Source organism: Pseudotenacibaculum haliotis (assembly GCF_042684245.1).
GTDB lineage: Bacteria > Bacteroidota > Bacteroidia > Flavobacteriales > Flavobacteriaceae > Polaribacter > Polaribacter haliotis_A.
Map to the genome: position 1 here is coordinate 248,925 of NZ_JBHULH010000008.1, position 26,046 is coordinate 274,970.

The following is a 26,046-nucleotide window of genomic DNA, read 5'->3' on the forward strand; positions in this document are numbered from 1 at the left end:
TTTTGCTTATGAACGAAGTAGTAACTGAGGGAGGTGCTAATAGTGAAGGATCTGACTCAAGTGATGTTCAAAAAACAAAGAAAATTGACTTTCTGAAAAAAGAGATAGAGAATGTTCTAAAAGGTTATAATGATAAGTTAGATTATAATCTCAAAAGATCTTCAAGGAATCATCATTTAACAACTTTATTAGGAGCTGTTATCACCGTACTTTCCGGATTAAATATCAATTATCTTTTTATAGACTTAGGATTTGCATTTAAAGATGTAGAAAGGGTAACGATTTTAATTTTTGGAGCAATTATTACAGTTTTGAGCGCTTCAAAAAACTTTTACCACAATAAAGATTTATGGGTCATTTTTAGAATGGGGAGCAATCAATTGAAGGAGGTGAGATCTGAACTAAACTACTATTTAGCAGGTAGACCTATCAGTGAAGTAGATCTTTTAGTTCTTGACTCTTACAAGAAAAAGGTACAAAGCATTATTAATGATGTTAATAAACAATGGGAATCATTAAGAAGTAAATAATATGCTGGAATCAGGAAATTTTTGGAAACCATATCAAAGTAGTGAATATGAGCAACTACCGGAACTGCCTTTTTTTCATAATACTACAGAGTTTATATACTCAAAAATAGAGGACTCATTTTGGAGGCTAAAAGCAGTAGAAGAAGATAAGTTTTATGGAGAGAAAAAAGTCTTCTTTTTTTACGGAAACCCATTATATGTTTCTAAAAAATGGGAGCCTCCGGTAATCCTTGGGATACATATTAAAGTAAAAAATTCTAGTTTTTGCATTACACCTACTGATACGGGTATGATTAAAAATATGAAGGAGAATGAGATAACAAGAATTTCTAAAATTCCTGATGAAGAGTTGTTTAATTATGTAAACCATGTTGATTTGGATGATATGATTCAATATATCAATAACTTCATTTTTGATTGGTATGGAGATATAAAGAATTATACAGAAGTAAAACTGAAGGATAGTTTTGAGCCTCATTCAATACCTATTCAAAAAGAGCATCACAAGTTATTGGAAGCAGATATGGAAAGCGTATTTAATGAAGATTTTTTAAAAGAAAATAACCTTGATTTAGATAAAAGAAAGGGAACAGTAGAATTGGCTATAGGAGACAACGGAAACTTGATCTTACCTTTTACTGCTCGATTAGCATTTGTGGCATTACCTGAAGATAAAAGAGGAAACAATTTTCATATAAAAAAGTTAAAAGAATACTTCGACAAGAATCATGGAGAGATTGTTGATGATTCCAAAATATATCCGTATGACTATTTAGAAAATGGAGCTCATAAGAGTATAAAGCAGATTATGGATGAGTGTAGAGGCGAATATTATAAAAGGTTTAAGATAAATTAGAGTTAGAATAATTGTCATTATGAAAAATATCGTTGGATATATCAATATTTTTAAAAACAAGACAGGCTTTTGTATACCAGTTTTTGATATTGAAGGAAATTTATTAGTACAAGATGGAGAACAGTTGATGGAACCTCATTCTAATATGCTAATAGAAAATCAAACATTTTTTAAACTTAAAGAAGCTATTCATATTCAGCTAGATTTCAAAAAAGACATGATTAGCCTTTTCATGTATAATGAAGGGAATAAATATAAATTAATTCAGAAAAGTACTCCCTTCACTGTATTTGAAATACCAAGAGATGAGTTAGATAAGTGTGAGCTTAAAGAACTGAATAGTGTAATTAATAGTTTAGAAAAAAATCCGGATATTATAAGTTATACAGATCAGTTGAAATCTAAACAACTTTCTACTAATCGGGTAAACTCTTTATTTAAAGGAGTATTCGAAAACTTTTCCTTTCAAGAAAATGAACATCTAGTTGAGAACTTATACCATCTTTCTTTTATTAATTCAAAGAGGCACCTAACCCATTTGATTAATGTTGATACAAACATGAAAAGAGAAAACATGATTGTAGAACGAGCGTTGTCAAGTTTGGATCGGATGAAAAATAAAGAACTCATTAATATGCAGAGAGAAGTAGCAAGAGTGTATTCTGTTATGGAGGACAGTTTAAAAGCAAGAGAGCTTACTGATTTTCAAAAGGGAAAAATCAGAGGATTTGTAAATAGAAATAAAAAGAATATAAAATCTGCTCCATATAATACTAATCAGATTATGACTACTGGAAAATCAATTCTCAACTTGGCTTCTCAAGATAAAGATGATTTATGGGAAGCACATATTGCATTTAATAAATCAAAAAAAACAAAAAATAAAGAAGTATACGATGGATGATTTGCAAGAAAGCTATAAGAGTTCTTTATTATATGATTTAAGTAAGAAAGAAATACAGCAAATATTTACGGATTATAAATATTATGGAGAAATTTCTCATGTATTCTTCATTGATGCTTATGATATTCTTTCTTTTATAGATCCTTACAATCTCCTTTATGAAGGGCAAAAAGATTCTGTAGATAAAACATATGTTGACTCTTTTTACGCAATGAATGCTCTTCTTAATCACAGAAAAGGGATGATTTATTTATTTGATGAATATGATGATGAGCTAGATGTACATAAAAAAAAGTTTAATGAGATTTCATACGTGAATGAAAAATTAAACGATTTGATAAATAACAATGCCGCAGAGTTTGATGAAGAAAAAGCTCGTCAATTTATTTCAGAGTTTTATTCTGAGATCTTTTTTATTCTTAAAAGAAGAGACAAAAGTTTTGTTGATCTCTACAACGATATTTTTGAAAATAAAAAAGTAAAAAGAAATTATAAATACGAAGAATTGTTCTTTGGAGATGATGATATCTTTTTTACTGATGCTAATAAAGAAAATATTGGGCTTATCTATGACCTTTTTCCTAAAGATAAAAGAGGTTACAGTAGTTTGATAGATGCTATATGTATTTATAAAATAATTCTGCTAAACTACTATTCGATAGATGATGGAGTAAGATATATGTATTTTTCATCAGCCAAAAAAACAAAGATATTATTTGAAAAACTTACTGAGGTTATTGATAAAAAAGAATGGACTTGGTTGAAGAAAATTATGAAAAAGTTTCCAGGAGAAGAACTATTCTTTCATAGAAATAACAACTATAATTTTGGTTACATAATCTACAACGTCTTAAAAGGGAAAAAATACAGGAATTCACAAATCATATTTGAAGACTATTGTGATAGAAAAGAAGAAAGTAGCCCTATTTACGATATTTTACTTAAAACTAGAGAAAAGGTAGAAAACGAATCTATTTTTCTTGATTCAAAGTTAACAGATGATGAACTTGCTTACTCTGCTAGAAATAATAAAAATGTAGATTCTCTTTTGATAGAGTTGAAAAAGTTATACAAGACTAAAGAGGATGGAAAAAAAATAGACTTTATAAAAATAAATCTATTTACATATGAACTTGCTCAAGAGTTGATTAAAAACCTTAATAGAGGCGAGGATGTTATCATAGATAGAGGGCAAGATAATATTATTTCTCTCTTTAATGCATTGCCTCCGTTATTCATGTTAAATGATTATTTGTTAGAAGGTGAAAATATTTATAAAAGATACCAATCAGAAATAGAAAACCTGATCATATATGCTTCAACAAAAAAGCATGATAAAAATAGAATTAGCCAACATGCTGTTTTTAAGCTATTACAGAATTATCAATTAGATTCCTCTTTATTGAATGATGTAGATAATTTAATCATTATATTCTTAATTATATTTATAAAATATACTTCGGATAATAATGAAGATAGCAATTATATAGCCTATCAAGAATGTAATAAGTTTACACATGTAATAAAGAAAAAGTTAAAGAGATTAAATGCTGTCAAGAATAAGAACTCTAAGCAAAAGAAGCACTACCGATTTATTTTAAGAGAATTATCAGTATTGAGTTTATGGTCTATGAGGAGAAAGGGAAATGACGTTATTAACCTATATGTTATTAAAAGAGATGAAAAGATTAATGAAGAATTTATTAAAGAGTATGGAGATGATTATAGATTTAAATTATCTTATTTTCTAATAGGGATTAATTATTTATATGACTTTAAAGAACTTAATAGGAATAATTTAAATGAGATTAATATTTATTTATCAAGTTTGATAGAAAGAGGAGAGGCTTGCAAAAATGAAATAGAAAGAATTCCTTCATATGAAGAAAACAAATATTTACCTCATACCTATAAGACTGTAATAAATAGTCTTAGTTTTGTTTATTGCGCTAAATTAGATGTACTACTATCAACAAATACAGAAGTAAAAACTAGGCTGTCTAAAAAAGGGAAAGAGATTTATAATAAAATATTAGAATTAAAAAAATTAAGAAAAGACTTGAAATCTTCTTTAGAGCAAGATTATGATGATAAAAAGATTTTTCATCCAGTTTTTCCTTATGTAGAAGCTTATATAGAATATTTAGAGGCTTTTATGGACAAAAAAGCAGACAGTCAAAAATTAAAATTTGCTAAAGAATCAATAGAATTGGCTATAAAGAATCTAAAAACAGATAAAATTAATCGTCCATTCTTTTTAAAATGTTGTAAGAGACTTAGAAAACTAATTGTAAAGATGGAGAAGAAAAAGAGTGACAATTTTGAAAGTTTTATTTTAAGTATTGACCAATAAATTTTGAAAACGAGAAGAATTATTTTCATAATTTTTTTATTGATAATTATTGCCATTATCTACTACTTCTGGCAATCAAAAGAAGTTCCTGTAGAAAGTAATATTACCAATACCGAAACTGTTGAGGTCGTTACTGATTCTGTTTCTGTGGATGTAACTGCTGCTCAAGAACTGTTTAATTTACCGTCTGAGATAGGAAACCAAATTATTGTTAGACCTTACTATACATTGTCGTACAACAACACCCATGAGCAAGCCGATTGGGTAGCGTATACCATTTATCCATTGCACGATAGTTTACGAGTAAAAAGAAAAGATCGTTTTAGAGAAGACCCCATGGTGTTAAGTGGCTCTGCAACGTTAAAAGATTACAAAGGATCAGGTTACGACAGAGGGCATTTGGCACCCTCCAAAGCAATGTCTTTTAGTACAGAGGCTATGGACGCCAGTTTCTTTATGAGCAATATGAGTCCGCAATTACCGGGCTTTAACCGAGGAATATGGAAAAAGTTGGAGGCTCAGGTATTAGATTGGTCTAAAAAAAGCGATTCGTTGTATGTAGTAACAGGACCGGTTTTTGATTCACCCATAGGAACCATTGGCGAGAATAAAGTAACTATTCCAAATAGTTATTACAAAACAATCATTCGATTTAAAGACAATAGCATAAGTGGATTGGCATTTCTTTTAGAAAACAAAAAGTCATCAGCATCTTATTTCGATTATGTAACTTCTATCGACAGTATTGAAAAAGTTACTGGAATAGATTTTTATCACCTTTTGAATTCCGAAGAACAAAATAGAATAGAAGCAAACAAAGATTTAGTCAAGTTTATCAACTAGTTATTTAGCTGATAAGAAAGCAAAACGATAGCTAACTCCAAAATTGATCATAGGACTACTCAAACTCCCACCTCTAGCTTTTACATACCCTAAAGCTCCTCGTAATGCAAAGCGTGAATTAAGCTTGTAGTTCATTCCCGCACTAGGTTTTATAATCAAACCTTCTCCGGTACTAATAAAACCACCTCCGGCACCACCAATCAGTCCTTGAGCAAAAAGATTCACGCGATCATTAAAGAAGTAATTTGTTTGGAATCCAAGCCCTACAATACCTTCTGCATAGGCACCTGCATTTCCAAAGTTGGCAAAAGCAGTCTGACCGGCAACATAGATGTTTTTGTTTAAATGATAGTTTAGCTGTAGTGCAATCTGATAAAGGTTTTCTGTAGCTTTTGTTGTACGTTCAGCATTATGATATACATCTTGTTTAACAATAACTTCAAAGCCTTTGAATTTTGCAGAAGAAAAATCACCTCCTAGTATTCCATTTATATTTGAATAGTATTTCAGTCCAACTCCAAATGTTGAAGACTCAAAGAAAGAATTCGGACTTCTTAGAAAGCCTTTATTTACAGAAATGTAAATATTATCAGCAATATGTTGCTCTAGAGAGATGTCGGGATAGATCAATACACCTCCTTGCGAGTCTACACCACCGCCACCTCCGGCACCTACACCAAACTTGGCAAGAATATTTGTTCTGTTGCGGTTGAATGAAAAATGATACCCACCACCAACAAAAATGTTCATGTATCCGGCAGGAATTCCATCATAAGCACCATCAAACTTGGCAAATAAAAACCAATTGTTGTCGAAATAAGAGTTTAGCTCAAACCCGGCCAATCGAATGGTACTTCCATTCAGAGAATTCCCATTGGTATCTCTTGAGCTTCCTTTTACAGACAAGTTGTTCAGGTGAAGCATAAAAGACATTCTTTTCGCTTCTTTTTTCCATGTAGTAGGAGTAAAATCTGCGATATCAAATTCCTTTTCTGCATGATCAATTGAGGTAAGATCAATATCCAAAGGAAATTGCAATCCTACGTTTAACTGATGCCCTACAATATTTCCGCCATCAAAGAAATTAATATAACTATACCCTGCACTCAGAGACATTTTTCTGAATTTATACCCTAAGTTGAAATGAGGTAAAATAAATGCGCCTCCGCCATCAGGGGCTCCGGCGCCACCACCGCCTCCAAAATGAATTCCGGTATCCAAAAATAATTTATCAGTGAGATCAGCCTGATATCCGGCATTGACTCCCAATGTAAAAAAACCACCTCTTTTTCCTCTTACTACTCCATAGAATCCTAATCCTGTATAGAACCCATTAAAATCTAGATTGTAATGAATTCCTATCAAGCCCATATGATCTTCATCTTTACCCAAATCATTTGTAGGCATATCTACCGATAGAAAATCGGTAGCAAAGAAACTTTTCTGAACTTTCTTTTCAGGAATTTCCTGAGCATAAGAAAAGTGTAGGGAGATAAGTGCTAAGAGAAAAAGGTATTTTTTCATGAACGTTTTTCTAAAGTGATAATAACGGTTTTTGAAGCCGGAGTATTGCTAATTCTTGCTTTACTCTTAATAGGAACCAATACATTGGCTTCTGGGAAATAAGTTGCAGTACATTGTCTTGGAATACTGTAAGGAAGCACTAAAAAGCCTTTGGCAACTCTCTTTTCTCCTTCAAAATGACTGATAAGATCTACCATATCCATTTTTTTCAAACCTTGTTCATTCATGTCATCTTGATTCATAAACACAACGCGTCTTTCATTAAGTACACCTCTATATCGATCATCTAAACCATAGATAGTTGTGTTGTATTGATCGTGAGTTCTTATGGTCATCATGATAAATTGATCTTTTTCAAGAACAACATCTGAGATCTGATTGACAGTAAAATTGGCTTTTCCGGTTTTGGTAGGAGCGTAGTTGTTATCTCTGGCATTGTTTGGTAAATAAAAACCACCTCTATTACGCACTCTTTTGTTATAATTATCAAATCCGGGGATAGTTGCTTCTATTTTATTTCTGATCAGGTCGTAGTCTTTTACCAATTCAGTCCAAGCTACTTGAGAATCTTTTAAAGTAGCTTCAGCCATTCCTGCTACTATGGCAGGCTCACTCAATAAAGCTTCAGACAAAGGTGTTAAATGCCCGGAAGATTGATGAACAACACCCATAGAATTCTCAACACTTACAAATTGCTCACCATTTTCTTGATGATCTTTTTCTGATCTTCCCAAACAAGGCAAGATCAAGGCTCTCTTTCCGTGGATCAAATGACTTCTGTTGAGTTTGGTAGATACATGAACAGTAAGATCACAATTCTGAAGCGCTTCAGCTGTAAACTCCGTATCAGGTGTTGCAGAGATAAAATTACCTCCCATACCAATAAATACTTTTGCTTTTTTCTGATGCATGGCTTCAATAGCATCAACTACATCATACCCATGTTCTCTTGGAGCTTTGAAATGAAACTCTTCTTCTAACTTGTCTAAGAAAGCATCTTTAGGCTTTTCCCATATTCCCATGGTACGATCTCCTTGCACATTAGAGTGTCCTCTAACAGGGCAAGTTCCGGCACCTTTTTTACCAATACTTCCTTTTAAAAGCAACAAGTTTACCAACTCACGGATATTGTCTACTGCATTCTTATGCTGTGTTAATCCCATGGCCCAGCAAATGATGATCTTTTTCTTTTTAGCAATCATATCGGCAGCTTCTTTGATTATAGAAAGCTCCAATCCGGTTTGAGGAAGTAACTCCTCTATGTTAGATTTTTCAAGGTCGTTGATGAATTCATCATACCCCGAAGTTTTTTCTTGAATAAAATCGTGGTCGAAGATTGAGTTTGGACTCTTTTTCTCTTTCTCCAACAATAGTTTCATGATGATCTTTAACAAAGCAACATCTCCGTTGATCTTTACTTGTAAGAAGATATCTGTTAATTTCTGACCCTTTCCAATCCATTTTATAGGGTTTTGAGGATCGTTGTATCTCATCAATCCAACTTCCGGCAACGGGTTAATCGTGATGATCTGCCCGCCTTTCTTTTTTGTTTCTCCTAAAGCAGTAAGCATTCTCGGATGATTTGTTCCCGGGTTTTGCCCCATAACAATCACCAAATCTGCATGATTAAAATCGTCAAGTGTTACAGATCCTTTTCCAATTCCCAAAGTTTCTGATAATGCAGATCCACTGGACTCATGGCACATATTTGAACAATCCGGTAAGTTGTTGGTTCCAAATTGTCTTACAAACAGTTGGTACAAGAAAGCAGCTTCATTGCTTGTTCTTCCTGATGTATAAAAAATTGCTTCATCCGGAGAAGACAAAGAATTTAACTCAGTTCCGATCATTTGAAAAGCATCTTCCCATGAGATCTCTTCGTAATGGTCTTTTCCTTCATGAAGTACAACAGGATGCGTAACTCTTCCTTTTTTTCCTATTTCATAATCCGAAAGTTCAGACAATTCTTGTACAGAATGCGTAGCAAAAAAGAGAGGAGAAACTCTGTTTTTAGTAGCTTCTTCTGCAACGGCTTTGGCACCATTCTCACAATATTCAGCTAAAAAAGCTCTTTTTTCATCCGGATCGGGCCATGCACAACCCGGGCAGTCAAACCCATTGATCTGATTTAATTTAGCTAACAGCCCAATTCCTTTTCCCATACCAACTTCTTTGTTGATGTGCGAAAGTGCAGAAGCAATTGCTTTAACTCCAACGGCAGATTCAGGAATTTCTTTTAGCTTGATTCCTGTTAATTTTTCTGGTGGTTGAGCGTGTGTCTTTTTAGTACTCATTGTGCATTTTAGGTTTTAAAAAAGTGGGACGAGAGTAGACCGTCATTTTGTTGTCTCTCGTAAATCCGATCAAACAGATTCCTAATTCTTTGGCAAAATCTACAGCCATAGATGAACAGGCAGAAACAGCTATGATCACCGGAACCTTAGCAATGAAAGCCTTGGAAACGATCTCATAGGAAACCCTGCCACTGACGAGTAGATATTTTCCTTGTTGTAAATTATTGTGAACTAATAAACTTCCAACACATTTATCTACAGCATTGTGTCTGCCAATATCTTCTTTGATGGTTAGCAGTTGATGATCTTCATTAAAAATAGCAGCAGCATGACTACCGCCAGTTTTATGGAAAGTTTTTTGTTCTTCTTTTAAAGCTTCAAACATCTTGAACAAGTTCTCAGAAGAAAACAATAGTTTTTCTTCTAATTGATCATCTTCAATGTTTAAATCCTCTAATTGTTGTTTGCCACATATTCCACATGAAGAAACAGAAAGCAATGTGCGTTTGTTTAGATATCCTTTTCCCAGATCTTGTTTTGAAATATCAACATTGATGATCTTAGGTACAGACTTATCTTCTTCTAGGATAGAATAGTGGAGGTTTTGTTCTTTTTTGTAGATATCTTCAGCATACAACAAACCTCTAATGAGGTCAAAATCATTACCGGGTGTTCTCATAACAACGGTGTAAGGCTCTCCATTGATATTGATCTGTAATGGAGCCTCTACAACCAGTTCATCTTGCGTAATGAACTGAGAATCATCGATGATCTTTAGCCCTTGATAGTCGTTTGTTTGCATGCCTAAACTGTAAAAAGAAAGGTAAACAAACTTACTGAAAAATAATGTTATAAAATAGCAAAAGCCTTGAAAAATCAAGGCTTCTGTAGTGTTTTACACCCCTAAAAATAAAACACTAAAGTGTAAACTCTTGCGAGTTTTCTGTTCCAAATTTAATAAAAAAAAGTGAATTGGTAGGATTTATGGGTTAACTATTTTTTTACTGATTATCATTTATTTACATATGTTAATTTTTTATTTTTTGAAACAATGTATACAAATGAGTTTTTCATCCATGTTTGTTGTAAAGAATAAATAGTCTGATCCTCCGTCTTTGATCTTTAGCTCTTTTCTGATCTGTTCTACAGATTTTGGGAAGTTACGAGTTGTAATATTTGCCTTAGAAGTAGTAAGTAATCTTTTGATTTTCTTCTTGTCATAACTCAATATTTCTTTGATCAAAAAACTTCTTCCGGGAAAACCGATAGGCTCATTTGAAGTGTACAAATGAGAGTGTTGGTGAAGTTTAGAAACCGCAAACTGCGTTGTGATATGATGAAACCCACCAGATTTCATGATGGCGGCATTGGGTTCGTAGAGATAGGTTTCTGGTTGTGCATACACAGATTGAACGTCAGTTCCTAAGGTAAAACTGAAGTTTTGATCTTCGGTTTTTAAAAGGTTAACGGTCTTTATATGAACTGCTCCTTGGTAAGATCGTTCAATTAGAAATAGCAATTCTTTTACCTCGTTGTTAAGGGCTACTACATGAACCTCTTTTACATAACTGAGCTCTTCCAAAGCGCTGGAAATATCTAGAATAGGAGAGACCTTTACGAGTATGGTTTGAGCTTTGCTAAGTAATGCTTCTAGGTTTTTGGGAACATCCGGCTCGCAATCTTGCAAAAGAAAAACCTTGCCTTTTACATCACTTCTTCTAGAAGGGTCTATGTAGATACAGTTGAAGTCTTCTGTAGAATTGGTTAGATAATCAATACCATTTCCTTGGATGTTTTTTACATTCGTAGCTTTTAACTGCTTGAAATTATAAGTTGCAATTTCAGAAAGCTCAGGATTGAGCTCGCAATGTGTAACTTCATCAAACTTTTTTGAAAAAGCAAAACTATCTACACCAAAACCACCGGTAAGATCGATCAGTTTTTTACCGTTGATCAAGTTGGCTTTGTATCTGGCAGTAGCTTCTGAAGAAGTTTGTTCCAAATTCAACTTAGGAGGATAATAGATATTCTCTGTTTGAAACCAAGAAGGTAGTTTCTTTTCGCTTTTTTTCTTAACTGCAATTTGATTTGCCAGTTCTTGAATAGAGATATTATCAAAAGGAGATCCTTTTAAAATCAGTTTTGTCAAATCTGATTTTAAATTCTGCTGGATAAAGTTTTGAACGTCTTTATGTAAAATTCGTTCGTTCAATGGAACTACAGGTCTTTTGTCAGTGATTTTACGATCTTGTTATCAGATAGGAATTCTTTTAATATAACTTTTAAGGCAGTATACGTTGGTACAGCAACGATCATACCTACAGGCCCCATTAATAAACCTCCTATAATAATCACCAAAAATACTTCCAATGGATGAGATTTTGTGGTTTTTGAGAAAATAATAGGCTGACTGGCAAAATTATCTACCAATTGAGCAATTAAATAACCAATCATAACATAGATAGTGGTTGGTAAAATTACCGTTTGAAAGTCTTGCCCTAGGTTGCTGGTCATTGATAAGATAGTCATCAAAAATGCCCCAATCAATGGCCCTACATACGGAATGATGTTTAATAAGGCACATAAAAAAGCAATTACTACTGCATTGGAAATTCCAAAGATGAGTAGAATAATGGTGTATAAGATGAACAATATTGTAATCTGTAGCATTAAACCGATGAAGTATCTTGATAATAGATCGTTGATCTTTTCTATAGATTGAGAAAATCTATTCTCAGTTCCTTTTGGAATGACAGCCAATAATGAGTTCTTAAAAATTCTACTATCCTTCATAAAGAAGAAAGAAATAAATAGAATAGAGAACAACCCTACACTAAATGAGCCTAGCGTCCCTACAAAAGTGTTCAAGACATCTGGAATGGATTTTAAACCGGAAAACACATCAGCACTTTGAAGTTGTGCAAGAATATCGATGTCCTTAGATTTAAAATAATCATTTGCTTGAGTGACAATATTCTGGATATTTTTTTCAAGTTCTGTAGTTTGTAAAAGAGATAATTTATCGCCCTGTTCTACCACTAGAGGTACAAACATTGCAGCCAAACTAAACAAAAGCCCTATAAAAATTACCATTGTAGTAATTACAGCCAATGTGTTTGGAAACTTTAACCTTCTTCTTAAGAAAATGATCAAAGGTCTTGCGATCAATGCGATTACTGCAGCAATGATAATATATACAAGTACAGACCTTACTGCATATAAAAAGTAACCTAGCAAGGCAATTCCTACAATAATAGCCAATGCTCTTAATATTCCGTTTGAAATTGTTTTTGAATCCATTAATTATATCCTTTTACGTCACCCATACTAAGTGATCTTCCGCTTGAAAAGGTATGATTTTTTGGCAACATAGTACCAGACTCTGTTTCAATCCAATCTTCCCATGTTGCAGGAACGGCTACCATTTTCATACTGGGAACATACATTTGATAGCTTACAGGGATATAATCTTCGCCTAAAATCCAAACATAAGAATCGCCCGGAGTTGTGCCACCTGTAGTGTATTTTACACGCAGAGCTTCTTTGCCATCAATCATCTCGATACTTCTAATAATACCGGGTTCAAAGAGTTTATGAGGAGCTACCAACCAAAAACTATCGTTGTTAAAAAGATCCCAAGCACGCTTTACTAAGTTATCGTTATTCTTGATTTCTTCTCCTTTCAAATAGGCAACACTCTTTTCCATATCATTAGGATGAAGCATTACCTTGGCGTCATTCCATTTTACTTCTACAATGTGTTTTTCTTTATCCCATTTGTAAAAACGTCTTCCTCCAAAACTCCAATCGATATAACGAGTGTTCTTATAAGCTTCGTGCTTAACAGCTTTTAAAATCTTGTTTGCTAATTCATCTGCTCTTGGGTTGAATGCTTTTACATCACCCATATCTATCTTTATTCCAAACAGAGAAAGTGTGTGTTCTGTAGGTAGTTTGATACCGGAATTAGATTCTTTCCAATTAGACCAAGTTGCAGAGACACCTCCTAAAGGAATAATGCTAACCCACATTTTGTAGCTTACAGGCATTCCGTTTTCGTCTAAGATCCACAGATAAGAATCTCCCGGAGTAGAACCTCCTGAAGAATAGGTTACCAGCAAAGCATCTTTTCCATCATAAGTAACCAAACGTCTTTCTACACCTTCGTCAAAAACTTTATACGGAGCCACTAACCAAAAACTATCGTTGTTAAAATAGTCTAATGCTGTTTCAATCAATTCTTGATCACCTCCGGTACTTTTTGAAAGATCTTTTAGATCTAAGCTTACTTTATGGTTATCCCAAGAAACATCTACGATTCCTTCTTGCTTTTTCCAGATATAATGATTTTTCCCACGAAAACTCCATTCCAATACTTCTGTATTGTCAAAAGCTTCTTTGTTCATGGCAGTTATCATTTTCTGAGCTAAAGCATCTGCTTTTTCTCCTTGAACACCTTCGGGAAGAGATTCGTTATTGGCAAAGTAATAGATTCCGACAGCGATGATGAGAAGTGCTAAAATACCTCCAACGATCTTTAAAAGTTTTTTCATTCGATACGTTCTTTAATGCCTAGGGCTAATAGCTGAGCTGCTTCGGGGTGATCTCTAAACCACATTTCAGGTTCAATCAATTCCAATTCAGCCAAAGCCATTTGATTTTGATTGTCTAAAAATACATCAACTCTTGCATATATAGGCATTTCAGAACAGGATTTTACAACTTTCTCTGCATAGTTAATTTCTTCAACTGTAGGATGATATTGTTGCACTGTACCGCCAAAATCGTCTTGAACTCTAAAATCACCTTTCTGAGCGATCTTTAAAACAGCATGTGTAAATTTTCCATTGATCACCATCATAGAAACTTCTCCTTTTGTTACAATATTTTGCTGAAAAGGTTGTAGCATCATGGCTTCTTTTGAGATCAATTCCTGAAAAATAGATTCGTACTGTTCAAGTTCGTCGGCTTTGATCTTGTAGGTATGTCTGGCGCCACCGGACACACAAGGTTTTAAAACAACATCGTTGAGTTTGTGTAATTGATGGAGTTCTTGTAAAGAGGTTTGGGTACCGGCTTCAATAAAATAGGTTTCACAAATATGAACTCCTTTCTTTTGAAGGTCTAACATATAGTGTTTGTTGATGTTCCATCGAATTAAACTTTCAGAATTTAATAAGGTAGTGAGTTTACTTACTTTTTCTATCCAGTTAAAGAACTCTTCAAAACGATACACATAATCCCAAGTAGATCTAAAAACAATATAACGTGTAGAAGACCAGTCGAACAGAGGATCGCTCCAAGATTTTCGTTCTGCTTTTAAACCTAGTTTAAGCAGCGCTTCTTGTAGCAAACCATCTTCTACATATACATTTTGAGCTAACTGATCTTTCTTTTCATCGCCAACATATCGATCATCGGTAAGAATGATAACATCATATTTTTTCATGCAAACAAGATACTATTATTTATGTTGTTCATAGTACTCTAATACATGATCTGGAATGGCAATATTTTCCTTCAACTGTTCGTCAGAAATAGGTTTTTCTGCAACCATTTTTAAAGGAACCACACCGGCCCAAACATCCAATTCGTAATCTTCAGGCTCATCGTTTACACCTACATCTCGTATTTTGGCAGAGGCTGTTTCAATGGTCATTTCAACCACCAAAGTTCTATCTAATTCTTGCTGATGCATTGGACGAAGTGAATCCCAGTGATTTGAGATCATTTGATCCATTACACATACCAAAGCAGCTTCTTTATCAGCATCGTTCTCTACTTTTTTAAGCGAGCCGAATAAGGTTACAGAACGATAGTTTACAGAATGATGCAAGCCCGATCTTGCCAACACCAAACCATCTAAGTGCATTACCGTTAAGCTTGCTTCTTTGGCTTCTAAAAGTGCGTTGAGCATTCGGTTTGCTTGTGAGCCATGCAAGTAGATCTTATCTCCGTTTCTGCCATACGCCATAGGAATAGAAATGGCTTTGCCATCGTAAATATAACCGGCAAAACAAATGAAACCGGCATCTAGAATACCGTTGATCTTTTCTACATCGTAAGTACCTCTGTTTTGACCTCTTTTGATTCTGTTGAGTTTGGATTTTGAATATTCTTTCATTGCTTAGAAATTTTATTTTGCTTTTGTAAGTGCCATTTTTATTGCCAGACCTGTAAGTACAGATGCCATAAACCATTTTTGAATTTTTACCCAAAGAGGTTTTTTTGCAAACCACACAGCCATTCTTGCCGAAGAAATCACGATTAAGAAATTAATTGTAAAACTTATAAATATTTGAACAAAACCTAGCTGTAGACTTTGCCCAAAAATGGATCCGTATTCCGGCTTGATGAATTGAGGGAAAAAGGAAAGATAAAAAATAGCCATTTTAGGGTTTAAAATATTCGTAAGGAGTCCAATATTAAAAAGCTTTAACACTCCGTCTTTCTTCAAGTTTGTATTTGGGTCGAAGATTTTACTCTCAGAAGTAATGCTTTTGTAAGCTAAAAATAACAAATAGGTAACTCCTAAAAACTTTACTGCTACAAATGCGTACGGGATAGCAAAGAAAATGGCTGTTAGCCCAAAACTAACCATTAAGATGTGAAATAAAAAACCACACATTACTCCAAAAAGCGAAATGATTCCGGCCTTTTTACCTTGTGATAAAGATCTAGATATTAGATAGATCATATTAGGTCCCGGAGATAGTACCATAATTAAGGCAGCTAAAGCAAATAGTATTAGTTCATTGAGAGGTATCATAGTTTATTGTTTTTGTATGTTTTTAGCCAAAACGAAGTTTTCATAAGGCACACCATCTACATAGTAATCCATTTGACCTACAGTTTTAAAATCGTTTTTTTCATAAAAACGAATAGCTCTTTGGTTTTTAATGTATACAGTTAGCCATATTTTTTCGAATCCTAAAGCAGTAGATTCTTCAATGATCTTATTGAGTAATTGAATGCCAATTTTTTTACTGATAAAATCATCCAGAATATAAATTCTTTCCAGTCTACAAATGTTTTCTGAATTGATCTCTTCTCTAGAAGCATGCATAACAATCTTAGAATAGCCTACAGGAAAATCATCATAGGTAACAATGTGATAGAGAATAGTAGGATCGTTTAACTCACTTTTGATTTTAGAAACAGCAAAAGCCTCATCTCCATAGTTCAATAAGTGTGTTTTGCATTGAATAAAATGCCCATGCGATTCTGCATAAGTAACTCTCCCTAACAAAGCTAAAACAGTAGCGTCTTCCGGGGTGGCAGTTCTAATGTGTAACATTGTTTTCTGTTTTTTTAAGTACTATTTTTCTTAAATGATATGCATGCAAGCCAACAGCAATCATACATCCTACAATAACAGGGTTGGCAGCTATTAAAAAACCATAAATGATATAGATAACATTAGCAATTAGTGAAAACAACCGAAGTTTGTATTCGCCGCTTTTAGACATGGAGTATAGGTTTAGCACCAAGCCTAAGTATCCAATACTGTCTATTACAAATGCATTCATAGAAACTATCTTTGTTGAGGAGGTACGTTCTTGAATTTATCTGATAATTGCTTGGCCTTTGACAAGTCTTTTGGAGCGTAAACTCTTTCAGTAGAAGCCGGGTACTTCTCAATCATTTTTGAAGGACGAATGGGACGCACCACAAAATTTCCACCACAACTCGGGCAAACGTTATTAAAGATTTCTCCAGCACAGTCTTTACAATAAGTACATTCAAAAGAGCAAATTCTAGCTTCAGATGAAGTATTGGGCAAGTCTTTGCCACAGTGTTCGCAATTGGGTCTGATCTCTAACATGCTACAAATATTTTTCTTTAATAACTTCCATATGCCAAATGTCGTGACCTAAGATGGTAAAAGCAGCAACTCTAGCAGACATAGGGCCTCCGTTTGAATTTCCTACAAAGGCTAAATCTTCATCAGAAAGACTTAGCAACAGATTGATAGAATTGTTTCTGTTTATTTCGTATTCATACAAAAGCTGATCTATCGATTTTTTACTGGCTCCTGATGGCTCTATATATGTGTTCTGATCAAAACCTGTTAAAGGAGTTTCATCTCTTCTGGCAATTCGAAAACAGCGATATATAAAGATTCGTTCTGTATCGATCAAATGTTGTAAAACCTCTTTGATGCTCCATTTCTCAGGCTGATATCGATAATCAAGCTTGTCTTCAGGAATCTTTCTAAAAAAATCGATCACTTCTTTTTTACCTGATTTGAAACCGATTTTTAACTCGGTATCTTCAGATAATTTGTCGAGATATCTTTTGTAATACACATCGTATTCTGATGGACTTATGTCTGTTCTGATCATGTTTTTTTGTTTTACAGTTCAAAACTAGTACATTTATGGACTTTTATTTTCGTCCAGAATTTAATTTTTTAGTAGTCCAGTTATGTTTCCGTACAAAACAAGTTTTACGCTTAAAAGAAATCAAGGAACGCCATTGTATTTACAATTGGCCAATCAGTTTATAGAGTTGATCAAAAGTCATAAGCTTCCTCCCAAGACCAAGCTTCCTAGTAGTAGGAAATTGTCTGAGCTTTTGGAAGTTCACAGAAAAACTGTGGTTGCTTGTTATGAAGAACTGCTATTGCAAGGTTGGATAGAAAGCATTCCTAAAAAGGGAACTTATATTAAAGCAACACTTCCTATTTTACAACAGCAAGAATTTTTAGAAGAAGAAGATGTGCAAACTACCTGTGCAAATTTCTCATTTGAGAAAAGAACTTTGTTGGATAGAAAGGTCTATGAAACAGAAGAAGATTGGATTGTGTTGGATGATGGAGTTTCTGATGTTCGTTTAACTCCTTTAGAAGATATTGCTAGAACCTATCGTAGAATTTCTACCAAAAGAAGTACTATTGATGCACTGACTTATGGTAGCACCATGGGAAATCAGAAATTGAGAAATGCTTTGGCCGATTACCTGAATGAAACACGTGGAGTTCAGTGCTGTGATGAGAATATTTTGATTACAAGAGGAAGTCAGATGGGGTTATTCTTATCAGCAAAACTATTGTTACAAGAAGGAGATATTATTGTGGTAGGGCAAACAAATTATGTAGCTGCCGATATAAGTTTTTTAGAGCGAAAAGCAGAGTTGGTACGTGTTCCTGTAGATGAAAATGGATTGGATACTTGTGAAATAGAACGATTGTGTAAAGAGCAAAAGATCAAAGCTGTTTTTGTAACCTCGCATCACCATCACCCAACTACAGTAACCTTGTCTGCTGAACGAAGAATCCACTTATTGAATCTGGCCAAAGAACATCAATTTGCTATTATAGAAGACGATTATGATTACGATTTTAACTACAATCATGCGCCTATTTTGCCATTGGCAAGCCATGATACACATGGAAATGTGATCTATATAGGATCGCTTTGTAAAACAGTTGCTCCGGTTTTTCGTATTGGATACATGATTGCACCTAAAGAGTTTATAGATGAAGCAGCCAGAGTGAGGCGATACATAGATCGCCAAGGAGATGCTTTGTTAGAATTGGTATTTGTTGATTTTTTAAAGAGTGGCGATTTAGACAGGCATATAAAGAAGATCTTAAAAGTGTACCAAAGTAGGAGGGACTTGTTTTGTGAATTGATGGAGAAAGAGCTTGGAGACTATTTTAGTTTTGATGTTCCGAAAGGAGGGATGGCAGTTTGGACTCAGTTAGATTCTAAATATTCATGGCAAAAGGTGTCGGAAATTGCTAGAAAGCACAAATTAGAAATTGGAGATTGGCAACGCTATGATTATGAAAATATAGGGCACAATTCTATACGAATGGGGTTTGCCAGTAAAACAGAAGAAGAGCTTAAAGAGTTGGTAAAAAGACTAAAAGCTGCTTTTGATGAATTGGAAAGTCGATAAATGTCATTTCGAACCGAATGAAATGAGCTTGCCTTGCTGTAAGCAAGCGTGAGAAATCTCTTTAAATTTCTCAATCGATTCTTCGAATCTCATATCGAAATAACAAAGAGGTCTATTGAGGAAAGATCTTCAAAATTTTTTTGGGAAGTGGAGTGTTTACTTGCATTTCTTCTTGTGTAAAAGGATGAGTGAAGGTTAGCTGTGAGGCGTGTAAGTACAAACCTTTTCCTCTTAAAATAAGATTTTCTTTTCCGTACTCTTTATCACCCAAAATGGGATTTCCTAGAGAAGATAAATGCTTTCGTAATTGATGTCTTCTTCCGGTTTTAGGACAGAGTTCAACCAAGTTCAAATGATTAAAACGTTTAGAAGGTACAGAGTCTAAAACCTTATAAAAAGAGAGTGATTCTTTTCCGTCTACATCCAAAGAGATTTTTCCTTCGGGTTGCATTTTTCCAATGGTAACTGCATGATAGGTTTTCTGAATTTTTTTGCGCTCAAAGAGTTGATTCAATTGTAAAATAGCGGAGCTGGTTTTACCAATTAATAACAAACCGGAAGTAGGGTAGTCTAGGCGATGAGTAGGGCGTGGACGAACAGTATCTTCTAATGTACTTGCTTGTAGGTTTGAGCTCAAAGCATTGTCTATGGTAGCAAAAGAATTTCCACTTACTAAGACACCGGCAGGTTTGTTAATAATTGCCAAGTACTCATCTTCAAAGAGAATTTCTAAAGTAAGGTCAAATACTTTGCGAGTGCTTTCTTGTGCTTCTAGTAATTGAATTGTTTCTCCGCCTTTGATCCAAGTTGCTGTTGAAGAGGTTTCTTGATCTACGAGAATGATTTCTTTTTTAATGGCTTTTTTGATAGCCGATCTGGTAGCAACAGACTTAAAAATTCCTACAGCATATTCTTGCAATCTTTGAGGATCTGTAAGTGTAGGAACTATATGTGTTTCCAGAATATTCATTCGTTAGATTGTAAAAAGAAACGGATGATCGAAAATACTTCCAATCATCCGTTTACACTAATATAAAAGAGTTTATTTATCGTTTTTATATCCTTTTGGACGTTTCCAACGAATCGGAGCTTTAGGCTCTGGTTTTAATTGGAATTCATTTCCTTTTAAGAGACGAAGTGCTTCTTGAACGGCACGCTCTAATTGAGGATCTCCACCATTGATCACTTTCTTAGGGTCTTGAATTACTTCGATATCCGGAGCAACTCCGTCACCTTCTACAGCCCATTTTCCGTCTACGTCAAAGAATCCACCACGAGGTGCAACCATTCTTCCTCCGTCTACAAAACGAGGCGTATCCCAAGTTCCAACCAGTCCACCCCAGGTTCTCGTTCCAACCAAAGGTCCTAGCTTTTTCATTCTAAACATATACGGTAATAGATCTCCACCCGAACCAGCACGTTCGTTAATAATCATTACTTTTGGTCCCCAGATTCCAGCCATAGGTGTTGTCCAAGGTCTACGATCGCTAGCTTTACTGTTAAAGTAACCAAACAATTCTCTAGACATAATGTCTATCATATAATCGGCAGCAGAACCACCACCGTTGTTCCTTTCATCAATTACCACACCTTTTTTGTCTTGTTGTGAGAAGTAGTAACGGTTAAAAGATGTAAATCCGCCACCTCCGGTGTTTGGAACATATACATAGGCCAATTTACCGTTAGACAATTGGTCTACTTTTCTTCTGTTTCCTTCTACCCAATCGATAGTTCTCAATTGACGTTCGCTTCGTGTAGGTTTTACCAAAATAGATCTGGCACCTTGTAAAGAAGGTTTTGAGTTTACTTTGATATAGATCTCTCTTCCGGCTGTTTGCTCTAGCAATTGGTATGGGTTCATAGAAGAGTTTAAGGCTACACCATTAATCTCTACCAAGTAGTCTCCTTTGTTTACATTGATTCCCGGTAATCCTAATGGAGCCGTAATATTTGGGTTCCAACGCTCACCTTTGTAGATCTTTGCAAAGCGGTACATTCCTTTGTTTACTTCCAGATCACATCCTAATAACCCAACAGGAACAAAATTGGTATTTGGGAAATCTCCACCGGATACATAAGAGTGTCCAACAGCTACTTCACCACTCATAATATCTACTACATAGTTCAAATCAGTTCTGTGTCTTACATGATCTATCCAAGGAGCATACCATTTATATACATCATCCCATGGTGCACCATGTACATTGTCTACATACAAGAAGTCTCTCATAAATCTCCATCCTTCTTTAAAGATCTGATGAGCTTCTTTTTTAGGATCTACTTTTATTTTGATATTGGTGTTTAGGTTTCCTTTTCCGGGTTTTGCAGGCGATTTACTGCTTACCAAACTCCATCTACCGCCTCTGTATAGCAATAATGAATTTCTATCGTTTGAAGCAACCATATTGTTAACTCCTTTGGCAAACGGTGTTGCTTTTTCTTTGCTTACATCGTAGCTGTGTAGTGTTATTCCCGGAGAGTTTGGATCAGCTTCTGCTACAAATACTTTGTTTTTAGGTCCTTTTAAAAGTCCTACATAGTTTCTAGAAGGAAATCGTAAAGCAATGGCTCTGTCAAACAAACCATTTTCATCAATTACTACTTTGGTAGATGGCTTTTTATCTTTCTTAGATTTATCGCCTTCTTTTTTCTCTTTCTTTACTACTTCTTCATCTGTTTTAGGAAGGTTAGGAGCTTTGTCTTTAGAGTTTAAGACTACGGCATATAAGCTTCTGGTTACGCTTGGATCGTAAGAACTCATATCTAACCAACCACTTTGCAATCCGTAATTGGTACTTGCCAAGGTGTAAATATATTTTCCAGAAGCATCCCAAACAGGGCTAATTGCATCTGCAATTGGATCTGTTACTTGAACGGTTTTTCCTGTGCTTAATTGGTAAGCAAAAATAGATTTGAAATGACTGTCGTTTTGTTTTGCATACGCTATCCAATCACTATCTGGAGACCATTGTGGGTTCATAGATCTGTTAGGGTGAGCATAGCGATCTGTTGCTATTTTCTGAGTCTTTTTTGTTTCTAGGTTTAATACCCAGATATTAAAATCGGTATCTGTATATGCAATATGCTTTCCATCAGGAGACCAATCAGGTCTAAAGTAGAACGTAGGATTTGGCAAAGCAATAGCTGTAACATTATCACCATCTTGATCTGCGATCATTAGTTGATATTCTCCGCTCTTATCAGAAAACCAAGCAATTTTATCTCCTTTTGGAGACCAAATTGGTGATCTGTCTGCGGCATCAGAAGAATTGGTGATGTTTCTCCAAGTTCCGTTTTCTTTAGGCACTGTAAAGATCTCTCCTCTTGATTCGAAGATGGCACGTTTTCCGTTTGGAGACAGATTAGGATTGGTTAGGTTTCTTCCAGATAAGTTCATCCAACGTTCTCTGGAGTAGTTTAAATCTCCTTTTACGTTGATATTTAATTGTTTTGTTGCTTTTGTGTTTGGGTTTAAGAAATGAAGATATCCTCCTTGCTCATAAACAATTCCGTTGCTATTGGAATCTAAATTCTTTACATCAAATTTCTTGTGAAAAGTAATCTGTTCTTCTTGTTTTGTTTTAGGGTTAAAAGACCAGATATTACTTGTGTAATCTCTTTCTGAAATGTAGTATACAACTCCTTTATACCAAACAGGGTTTAAGTGTCTTTCTTGGTCTGTTTGTGGAGTTCTAATGAGTTTGTTTGTTCTCAAGTTTACAATCCAAATAGGCATGGCCTGACCACCTCTGTAATTTCTCCATTCTGCATCCCATCCTGTAATGGGTGTGTAGGCTACGTATTTACCATCTTCAGAAACTTCACCATAGGCAGCTCTGGGAATATCCATAGCTTCCGGCATTCCACCTTTGGTAGAAACGGTAAAGAATTTGTTGGTTTGTGTAGGCCTGGCTTCTCTTCCCGAACGGAATAATATTTTATTGTCTGGAGTCCATCCTTGAACGATATCTGCACTTGGGTGAAAGGTTAATCTTTTAGGTTCACCACCATCAGCAGGAATCACATATACATCGGTATTACCATCGTATTGAGCGGTAAAAGCAATCATTTTTCCGTCTTTGGAGAAATGTGGTTCAGATTCGTATCCGGTATCACTGGTCAATCTAATGGCATCGCCACCATTAAGAGGAGTTTTCCAAAGATCGTTGGCATACACAAAAACCACATCGGTTTTTGAAAGTGTAGGTTGTCGTAACAATTGTGTGCCTTGTGCTGCACATACACCCGTTACCCATAGGGCAAGGATGAAAAGGGTTTTTCTCATTGTGTTTGGTTTAATTGATAGATAAACCCTAAAGATAAGAATTACACAAATGAAAAATTATGGTAAAGTGTTATTTAACAGAGGTTTTAACACTTAATATTGTTGTGACGCCATTACGAGGAGTCCCGAAGTTTCGGGATGACGATGTAATCTGTCAATAGAAAAACAGACTACTTCTTCCGAATGCTCGGAATCGTAGTGACGAGGTTTTTGAGTTTACTTCTATTTCGCAAACAACTGACTCATGTCTTTAAAGGCTTTGAATTCTAATGCATTTCCTTCCGGATCATTAAAGAACATGGTTGCTTGCTCACCTACTTTTCCTTGAAATCGAATGGTAGGGGCAATCACAAAATCAACTCTTTTGCGTTGCAATCGTTCTGCAAGCTTAGTCCAATCTTCCCAAGTGAGTACCACGCCAAAGTGTGGAACGGGTACGTCATGACCGTCTACGGGATTTGAAATACGTTGTGGTTGGTAATCTTCTTTTTGATGAATTACCAATTGATGTCCGAAGAAATCGAAATCTACCCAGTGATCTGAGCTACGCCCTTCCTTGCATTGTAATAGGTCTCTGTAAAAACTTCTGCAAAGTTCTAAGTCTTTTACGGGAATGGCTAAGTGGAAAGGTTGTACCATCTTTAAATTATGAATTATGAATTATGAATTATGAATTTTGTAAATATATTTACGTTTCGAAAATATATTTGCGTGTTTTTTGTTTTTCTAGATTGTTGGATATTTAACCTATAAACCTATAAACCTATAAACCTATAAACCTATAAACCTATAAACCTATAAACCTATAAACCTATAAACTCATAAACTTCTACATATATAAACAAATTTATTCCTAGAATCCAACTGCTGTATCGTCTCCTCTAGGGTCTGCGCCTCCTTCTAGTTCTCCGTTTTTCAATACCAATATTCCTTCTACTTTACCAATAACTCTAGATTCTCTTTCATCAATCACATAGCCTAGTTTTTTCAATTCTTCTTTTACGTTTTCATCAAATTGATTGGGTTCTATCATTACTACATCCGGTAACCATTGATGGTGAAATCTTGGTTGACTTACGGCTTCTTGCATTCCCATTCCAAATTCATGTACGTTCAAAATGGTTTGTAATACAGATGTGATGATGGTTGATCCTCCGGGTGTTCCTACTACCATCCATAGTTTTCCGTCTCTTTCTATAATGGTTGGGGTCATAGAGCTTAACATACGTTTTCCGGGAGCTATTTCATTGGCTTTTGCTCCTACCAAACCAAACATGTTTGGAACTCCCGGTTTGCTGCTAAAATCATCCATTTCGTTGTTAAGGAAAAATCCTAATTCGGGCACATAGAGTTTTGAGCCAAAGGCTCCGTTTAGGGTGGTTGTTACAGAAACGGCATTTCCAAATTGATCTACAATAGAGTAGTGGGTAGTTTCTTCGCTTTCTACGATTTGAACGTTTCCGTAAGACAGGTCTTTGGATGCTGTAGGTTTGTCAAAAGAAAAGTTTTCCATTCGGGCTTTTGTATATCCTTTGCTTATGAGTGTATCTACAGGAATCGTCACAAAATCAGGATCTCCTAAGAAGTGACTTCTATCTGCGTAGGCTCTACGTTCTGCTTCTACAATTACTTGCATGGCTTTTACAGAATTGTGTCCGTATGAAGCTAGATCAAAAGGCTCGATACCATTCATGATCTGCGCCAAGCAAATTCCACCGCTTGATGGAGGCGACATAGAAATAACTTTTAGATCATCGTATTGAAAGGTGATGGGTGTTCTCCATTTGGCTTCGTAATTGGCCAAATCTTCTTCCGTCATTATTCCGCCTTTACTTTGAATAAAGGCAACTAGTTTTTTAGCGGTTTCTCCTTTGTAGAATTCATCACGTCCATTTTTAGAGATGCGTTCTAAGGTTTCTGCTAAATTGGGTTGTTTTATAACGTCTCCTTTTTTCCAATTCTGAGTCATTAAAGTAGAATCTGGATTGGCTTTTAAGAAGTTAGGACGGTGTCTTTCTAACACACGTTCTTGTATTTTGGTTACGGTAATTCCTTTTTTCGCGAGTTCAATTACAGGGGCAATTACTTTTTCTATAGGAAGAGTTCCAAACTTTTTATGGGCTTCAAAAATACCTGCAACAGTACCGGGAACCCCAACAGCATTGGCTCCTAAGGTACTTTTTCCTGGGATGACATTTTTTTCATCATCTAAGAACATATCTCTGTGAGCAGACATTGGTGCTTTTTCTCTGTAATCTAAACCACCAATGGTGCCGTCTTTCATTCTGTAGACCATAAATCCGCCGCCACCAATATTTCCGGCTCTAGGATAAGATACGGCCAAAGCTAATTCGGTAGCTACCATGGCATCAAAAGCATTTCCTCCTTTTTTAAGGATTTCTACTCCAATCTTAGAGGCTTCTTCACGAGCGGAAACCACCATTCCTTTTTTGGCGATCAGACCGCGTTCGATCTCTCTTTCTTTTTCTTGATTACAGCTAAGTAAAGTAACTGATAGGATACATAACAAAAGGAATTTCTTCATAACAGA

The 26,046-nt window shown here is 35.1% G+C and carries 23 protein-coding genes; 6 read left to right on the forward strand and 17 right to left on the reverse strand.

Translation table 11 applies throughout. The features are described from left to right. The first annotated feature begins 8 nt into the window (after positions 1-8). Genes ACFSRZ_RS12995 through ACFSRZ_RS13015 form a run of 5 tightly spaced genes read left to right on the forward strand, consistent with a single transcriptional unit; the run spans position 9 to position 5,486 of the window. Positions 9-530 carry an SLATT domain-containing protein gene (locus tag ACFSRZ_RS12995; RefSeq protein ID WP_379666991.1) on the forward strand — a complete coding sequence of 174 codons (522 nt, stop codon included), beginning with the start codon at positions 9-11 and terminating at the stop codon, positions 528-530. Between the two features lies 1 nt (position 531). Next, positions 532-1,386, forward strand: a complete 855-nt coding sequence (locus ACFSRZ_RS13000) for a hypothetical protein (protein ID WP_379666992.1) — start codon at positions 532-534, stop codon at positions 1,384-1,386. 19 nt (positions 1,387-1,405) lie between these two features. Next, positions 1,406-2,290 carry a hypothetical protein gene (locus ACFSRZ_RS13005; protein ID WP_379666993.1) on the forward strand — a complete coding sequence of 295 codons (885 nt, stop codon included), beginning with the start codon at positions 1,406-1,408 and terminating at the stop codon, positions 2,288-2,290. After that, positions 2,283-4,643 (forward strand): hypothetical protein, encoded by a 2,361-nt coding sequence (locus tag ACFSRZ_RS13010; RefSeq protein WP_379666994.1) that lies wholly within the window; start codon positions 2,283-2,285, stop codon positions 4,641-4,643. The genes ACFSRZ_RS13005 and ACFSRZ_RS13010 overlap by 8 nt, the downstream gene beginning before the upstream one ends. A gap of 39 nt (positions 4,644-4,682) precedes the next feature. Further along, positions 4,683-5,486 (forward strand): DNA/RNA non-specific endonuclease, encoded by an 804-nt coding sequence (locus ACFSRZ_RS13015; protein ID WP_379666995.1) that lies wholly within the window; start codon positions 4,683-4,685, stop codon positions 5,484-5,486. Here ACFSRZ_RS13015 and ACFSRZ_RS13020 read toward each other — a convergent pair whose 3' ends face one another. The 13 genes from ACFSRZ_RS13020 to ACFSRZ_RS13080 form a co-directional block, all read right to left on the reverse strand. Then, positions 5,487-7,010 carry a hypothetical protein gene (locus ACFSRZ_RS13020; RefSeq protein WP_379666996.1) on the reverse strand — a complete coding sequence of 508 codons (1,524 nt, stop codon included), beginning with the start codon at positions 7,008-7,010 and terminating at the stop codon, positions 5,487-5,489. Further along, positions 7,007-9,304: an FdhF/YdeP family oxidoreductase gene (locus ACFSRZ_RS13025; protein WP_379666997.1), complete on the reverse strand. Its 2,298-nt coding sequence runs from the start codon at positions 9,302-9,304 to the stop codon at positions 7,007-7,009. The genes ACFSRZ_RS13020 and ACFSRZ_RS13025 overlap by 4 nt, the downstream gene beginning before the upstream one ends. Beyond that, positions 9,294-10,106 carry a formate dehydrogenase accessory sulfurtransferase FdhD gene (gene fdhD, locus ACFSRZ_RS13030; RefSeq protein WP_379666998.1) on the reverse strand — a complete coding sequence of 271 codons (813 nt, stop codon included), beginning with the start codon at positions 10,104-10,106 and terminating at the stop codon, positions 9,294-9,296. Before fdhD ends, ACFSRZ_RS13025 begins: the two co-directional genes overlap by 11 nt. Positions 10,107-10,340: 234 nt before the next feature. Beyond that, the gene (locus ACFSRZ_RS13035) at positions 10,341-11,453 is read right to left on the reverse strand and encodes a class I SAM-dependent methyltransferase (protein ID WP_379666999.1); all 1,113 of its coding nucleotides are present in this window, start codon (positions 11,451-11,453) and stop codon (positions 10,341-10,343) included. Positions 11,454-11,521: 68 nt separating this feature from the next. Then, a complete protein-coding gene (locus tag ACFSRZ_RS13040; protein ID WP_379667000.1) occupies positions 11,522-12,604 on the reverse strand; it encodes an AI-2E family transporter in 1,083 nt (360 codons plus the stop codon). Next, positions 12,604-13,857, reverse strand: coding sequence for a hypothetical protein (locus ACFSRZ_RS13045; protein WP_379667001.1), 1,254 nt, complete (start codon positions 13,855-13,857; stop codon positions 12,604-12,606). The genes ACFSRZ_RS13040 and ACFSRZ_RS13045 overlap by 1 nt, the downstream gene beginning before the upstream one ends. Beyond that, positions 13,854-14,753, reverse strand: coding sequence for an ATP-grasp domain-containing protein (locus ACFSRZ_RS13050; RefSeq protein ID WP_379667002.1), 900 nt, complete (start codon positions 14,751-14,753; stop codon positions 13,854-13,856). Before ACFSRZ_RS13050 ends, ACFSRZ_RS13045 begins: the two co-directional genes overlap by 4 nt. 15 nt (positions 14,754-14,768) lie before the next feature. Continuing rightward, positions 14,769-15,428, reverse strand: a complete 660-nt coding sequence (locus tag ACFSRZ_RS13055; protein ID WP_379667003.1) for a pyridoxamine 5'-phosphate oxidase family protein — start codon at positions 15,426-15,428, stop codon at positions 14,769-14,771. 12 nt (positions 15,429-15,440) lie between these two features. Next, positions 15,441-16,073 (reverse strand): LysE family translocator, encoded by a 633-nt coding sequence (locus ACFSRZ_RS13060; protein WP_379667004.1) that lies wholly within the window; start codon positions 16,071-16,073, stop codon positions 15,441-15,443. A 3-nt stretch (positions 16,074-16,076) separates the two neighbouring features. Further along, positions 16,077-16,601, reverse strand: coding sequence for a GNAT family N-acetyltransferase (locus ACFSRZ_RS13065; RefSeq protein WP_379667005.1), 525 nt, complete (start codon positions 16,599-16,601; stop codon positions 16,077-16,079). Next, positions 16,588-16,833 (reverse strand): hypothetical protein, encoded by a 246-nt coding sequence (locus tag ACFSRZ_RS13070; protein ID WP_379667006.1) that lies wholly within the window; start codon positions 16,831-16,833, stop codon positions 16,588-16,590. Before ACFSRZ_RS13070 ends, ACFSRZ_RS13065 begins: the two co-directional genes overlap by 14 nt. Positions 16,834-16,838: 5 nt before the next feature. Next, a complete protein-coding gene (locus ACFSRZ_RS13075; RefSeq protein ID WP_379667007.1) occupies positions 16,839-17,129 on the reverse strand; it encodes a DUF1272 domain-containing protein in 291 nt (96 codons plus the stop codon). A 1-nt stretch (position 17,130) separates the two neighbouring features. Then, positions 17,131-17,649 (reverse strand): DinB family protein, encoded by a 519-nt coding sequence (locus ACFSRZ_RS13080; protein ID WP_379667008.1) that lies wholly within the window; start codon positions 17,647-17,649, stop codon positions 17,131-17,133. An 82-nt stretch (positions 17,650-17,731) separates the two neighbouring features. On the opposite strand from ACFSRZ_RS13080, the gene pdxR reads away from it, so the two are divergent. Beyond that, positions 17,732-19,210 carry a MocR-like pyridoxine biosynthesis transcription factor PdxR gene (gene pdxR, locus ACFSRZ_RS13085; RefSeq protein ID WP_379667009.1) on the forward strand — a complete coding sequence of 493 codons (1,479 nt, stop codon included), beginning with the start codon at positions 17,732-17,734 and terminating at the stop codon, positions 19,208-19,210. Positions 19,211-19,322: 112 nt separating this feature from the next. On the opposite strand, the gene ACFSRZ_RS13090 is transcribed toward pdxR, so the two are convergent. The 4 genes from ACFSRZ_RS13090 to ggt form a co-directional block, all read right to left on the reverse strand. Continuing rightward, the gene (locus ACFSRZ_RS13090; protein WP_379667010.1) at positions 19,323-20,180 is read right to left on the reverse strand and encodes an RluA family pseudouridine synthase; all 858 of its coding nucleotides are present in this window, start codon (positions 20,178-20,180) and stop codon (positions 19,323-19,325) included. 72 nt (positions 20,181-20,252) lie between these two features. Further along, a complete protein-coding gene (locus ACFSRZ_RS13095; protein WP_379667011.1) occupies positions 20,253-23,495 on the reverse strand; it encodes a S41 family peptidase in 3,243 nt (1,080 codons plus the stop codon). Positions 23,496-23,717: 222 nt separating this feature from the next. Then, on the reverse strand, positions 23,718-24,134 hold the full coding sequence (locus ACFSRZ_RS13100; RefSeq protein ID WP_379667012.1) for a VOC family protein: 417 nt from the start codon (positions 24,132-24,134) through the stop codon (positions 23,718-23,720). 214 nt (positions 24,135-24,348) lie between these two features. Next, positions 24,349-26,040, reverse strand: coding sequence for a gamma-glutamyltransferase (ggt, locus tag ACFSRZ_RS13105; protein WP_379667013.1), 1,692 nt, complete (start codon positions 26,038-26,040; stop codon positions 24,349-24,351). Positions 26,041-26,046 lie beyond the last annotated feature (6 nt).

Excerpts from the sequence above, each read along its gene's own strand:
- ACFSRZ_RS12995 (WP_379666991.1), top strand. The coding sequence starts at position 9 with ATGAACGAAGTAGTAACTGAGGGAGGTGCTAATAGTGAAGGATCTGAC.
- ACFSRZ_RS13000 (WP_379666992.1), top strand. The coding sequence starts at position 532 with ATGCTGGAATCAGGAAATTTTTGGAAACCATATCAAAGTAGTGAATAT.
- ACFSRZ_RS13005 (WP_379666993.1), top strand. The coding sequence starts at position 1,406 with ATGAAAAATATCGTTGGATATATCAATATTTTTAAAAACAAGACAGGC.
- ACFSRZ_RS13010 (WP_379666994.1), top strand. The coding sequence starts at position 2,283 with ATGGATGATTTGCAAGAAAGCTATAAGAGTTCTTTATTATATGATTTA.
- ACFSRZ_RS13020 (WP_379666996.1), bottom strand. The coding sequence starts at position 7,010 with ATGAAAAAATACCTTTTTCTCTTAGCACTTATCTCCCTACACTTTTCT.
- ACFSRZ_RS13025 (WP_379666997.1), bottom strand. The coding sequence starts at position 9,304 with ATGAGTACTAAAAAGACACACGCTCAACCACCAGAAAAATTAACAGGA.
- fdhD (WP_379666998.1), bottom strand. The coding sequence starts at position 10,106 with ATGCAAACAAACGACTATCAAGGGCTAAAGATCATCGATGATTCTCAG.
- ACFSRZ_RS13040 (WP_379667000.1), bottom strand. The coding sequence starts at position 12,604 with ATGGATTCAAAAACAATTTCAAACGGAATATTAAGAGCATTGGCTATT.
- ACFSRZ_RS13045 (WP_379667001.1), bottom strand. The coding sequence starts at position 13,857 with ATGAAAAAACTTTTAAAGATCGTTGGAGGTATTTTAGCACTTCTCATC.
- ACFSRZ_RS13050 (WP_379667002.1), bottom strand. The coding sequence starts at position 14,753 with ATGAAAAAATATGATGTTATCATTCTTACCGATGATCGATATGTTGGC.
- ACFSRZ_RS13055 (WP_379667003.1), bottom strand. The coding sequence starts at position 15,428 with ATGAAAGAATATTCAAAATCCAAACTCAACAGAATCAAAAGAGGTCAA.
- ACFSRZ_RS13060 (WP_379667004.1), bottom strand. The coding sequence starts at position 16,073 with ATGATACCTCTCAATGAACTAATACTATTTGCTTTAGCTGCCTTAATT.
- ACFSRZ_RS13065 (WP_379667005.1), bottom strand. The coding sequence starts at position 16,601 with ATGTTACACATTAGAACTGCCACCCCGGAAGACGCTACTGTTTTAGCT.
- ACFSRZ_RS13070 (WP_379667006.1), bottom strand. The coding sequence starts at position 16,833 with ATGAATGCATTTGTAATAGACAGTATTGGATACTTAGGCTTGGTGCTA.
- ACFSRZ_RS13075 (WP_379667007.1), bottom strand. The coding sequence starts at position 17,129 with ATGTTAGAGATCAGACCCAATTGCGAACACTGTGGCAAAGACTTGCCC.
- ACFSRZ_RS13080 (WP_379667008.1), bottom strand. The coding sequence starts at position 17,649 with ATGATCAGAACAGACATAAGTCCATCAGAATACGATGTGTATTACAAA.
- pdxR (WP_379667009.1), top strand. The coding sequence starts at position 17,732 with ATGTTTCCGTACAAAACAAGTTTTACGCTTAAAAGAAATCAAGGAACG.
- ACFSRZ_RS13090 (WP_379667010.1), bottom strand. The coding sequence starts at position 20,180 with ATGAATATTCTGGAAACACATATAGTTCCTACACTTACAGATCCTCAA.
- ACFSRZ_RS13095 (WP_379667011.1), bottom strand. The coding sequence starts at position 23,495 with ATGAGAAAAACCCTTTTCATCCTTGCCCTATGGGTAACGGGTGTATGT.
- ACFSRZ_RS13100 (WP_379667012.1), bottom strand. The coding sequence starts at position 24,134 with ATGGTACAACCTTTCCACTTAGCCATTCCCGTAAAAGACTTAGAACTT.
- ggt (WP_379667013.1), bottom strand. The coding sequence starts at position 26,040 with ATGAAGAAATTCCTTTTGTTATGTATCCTATCAGTTACTTTACTTAGC.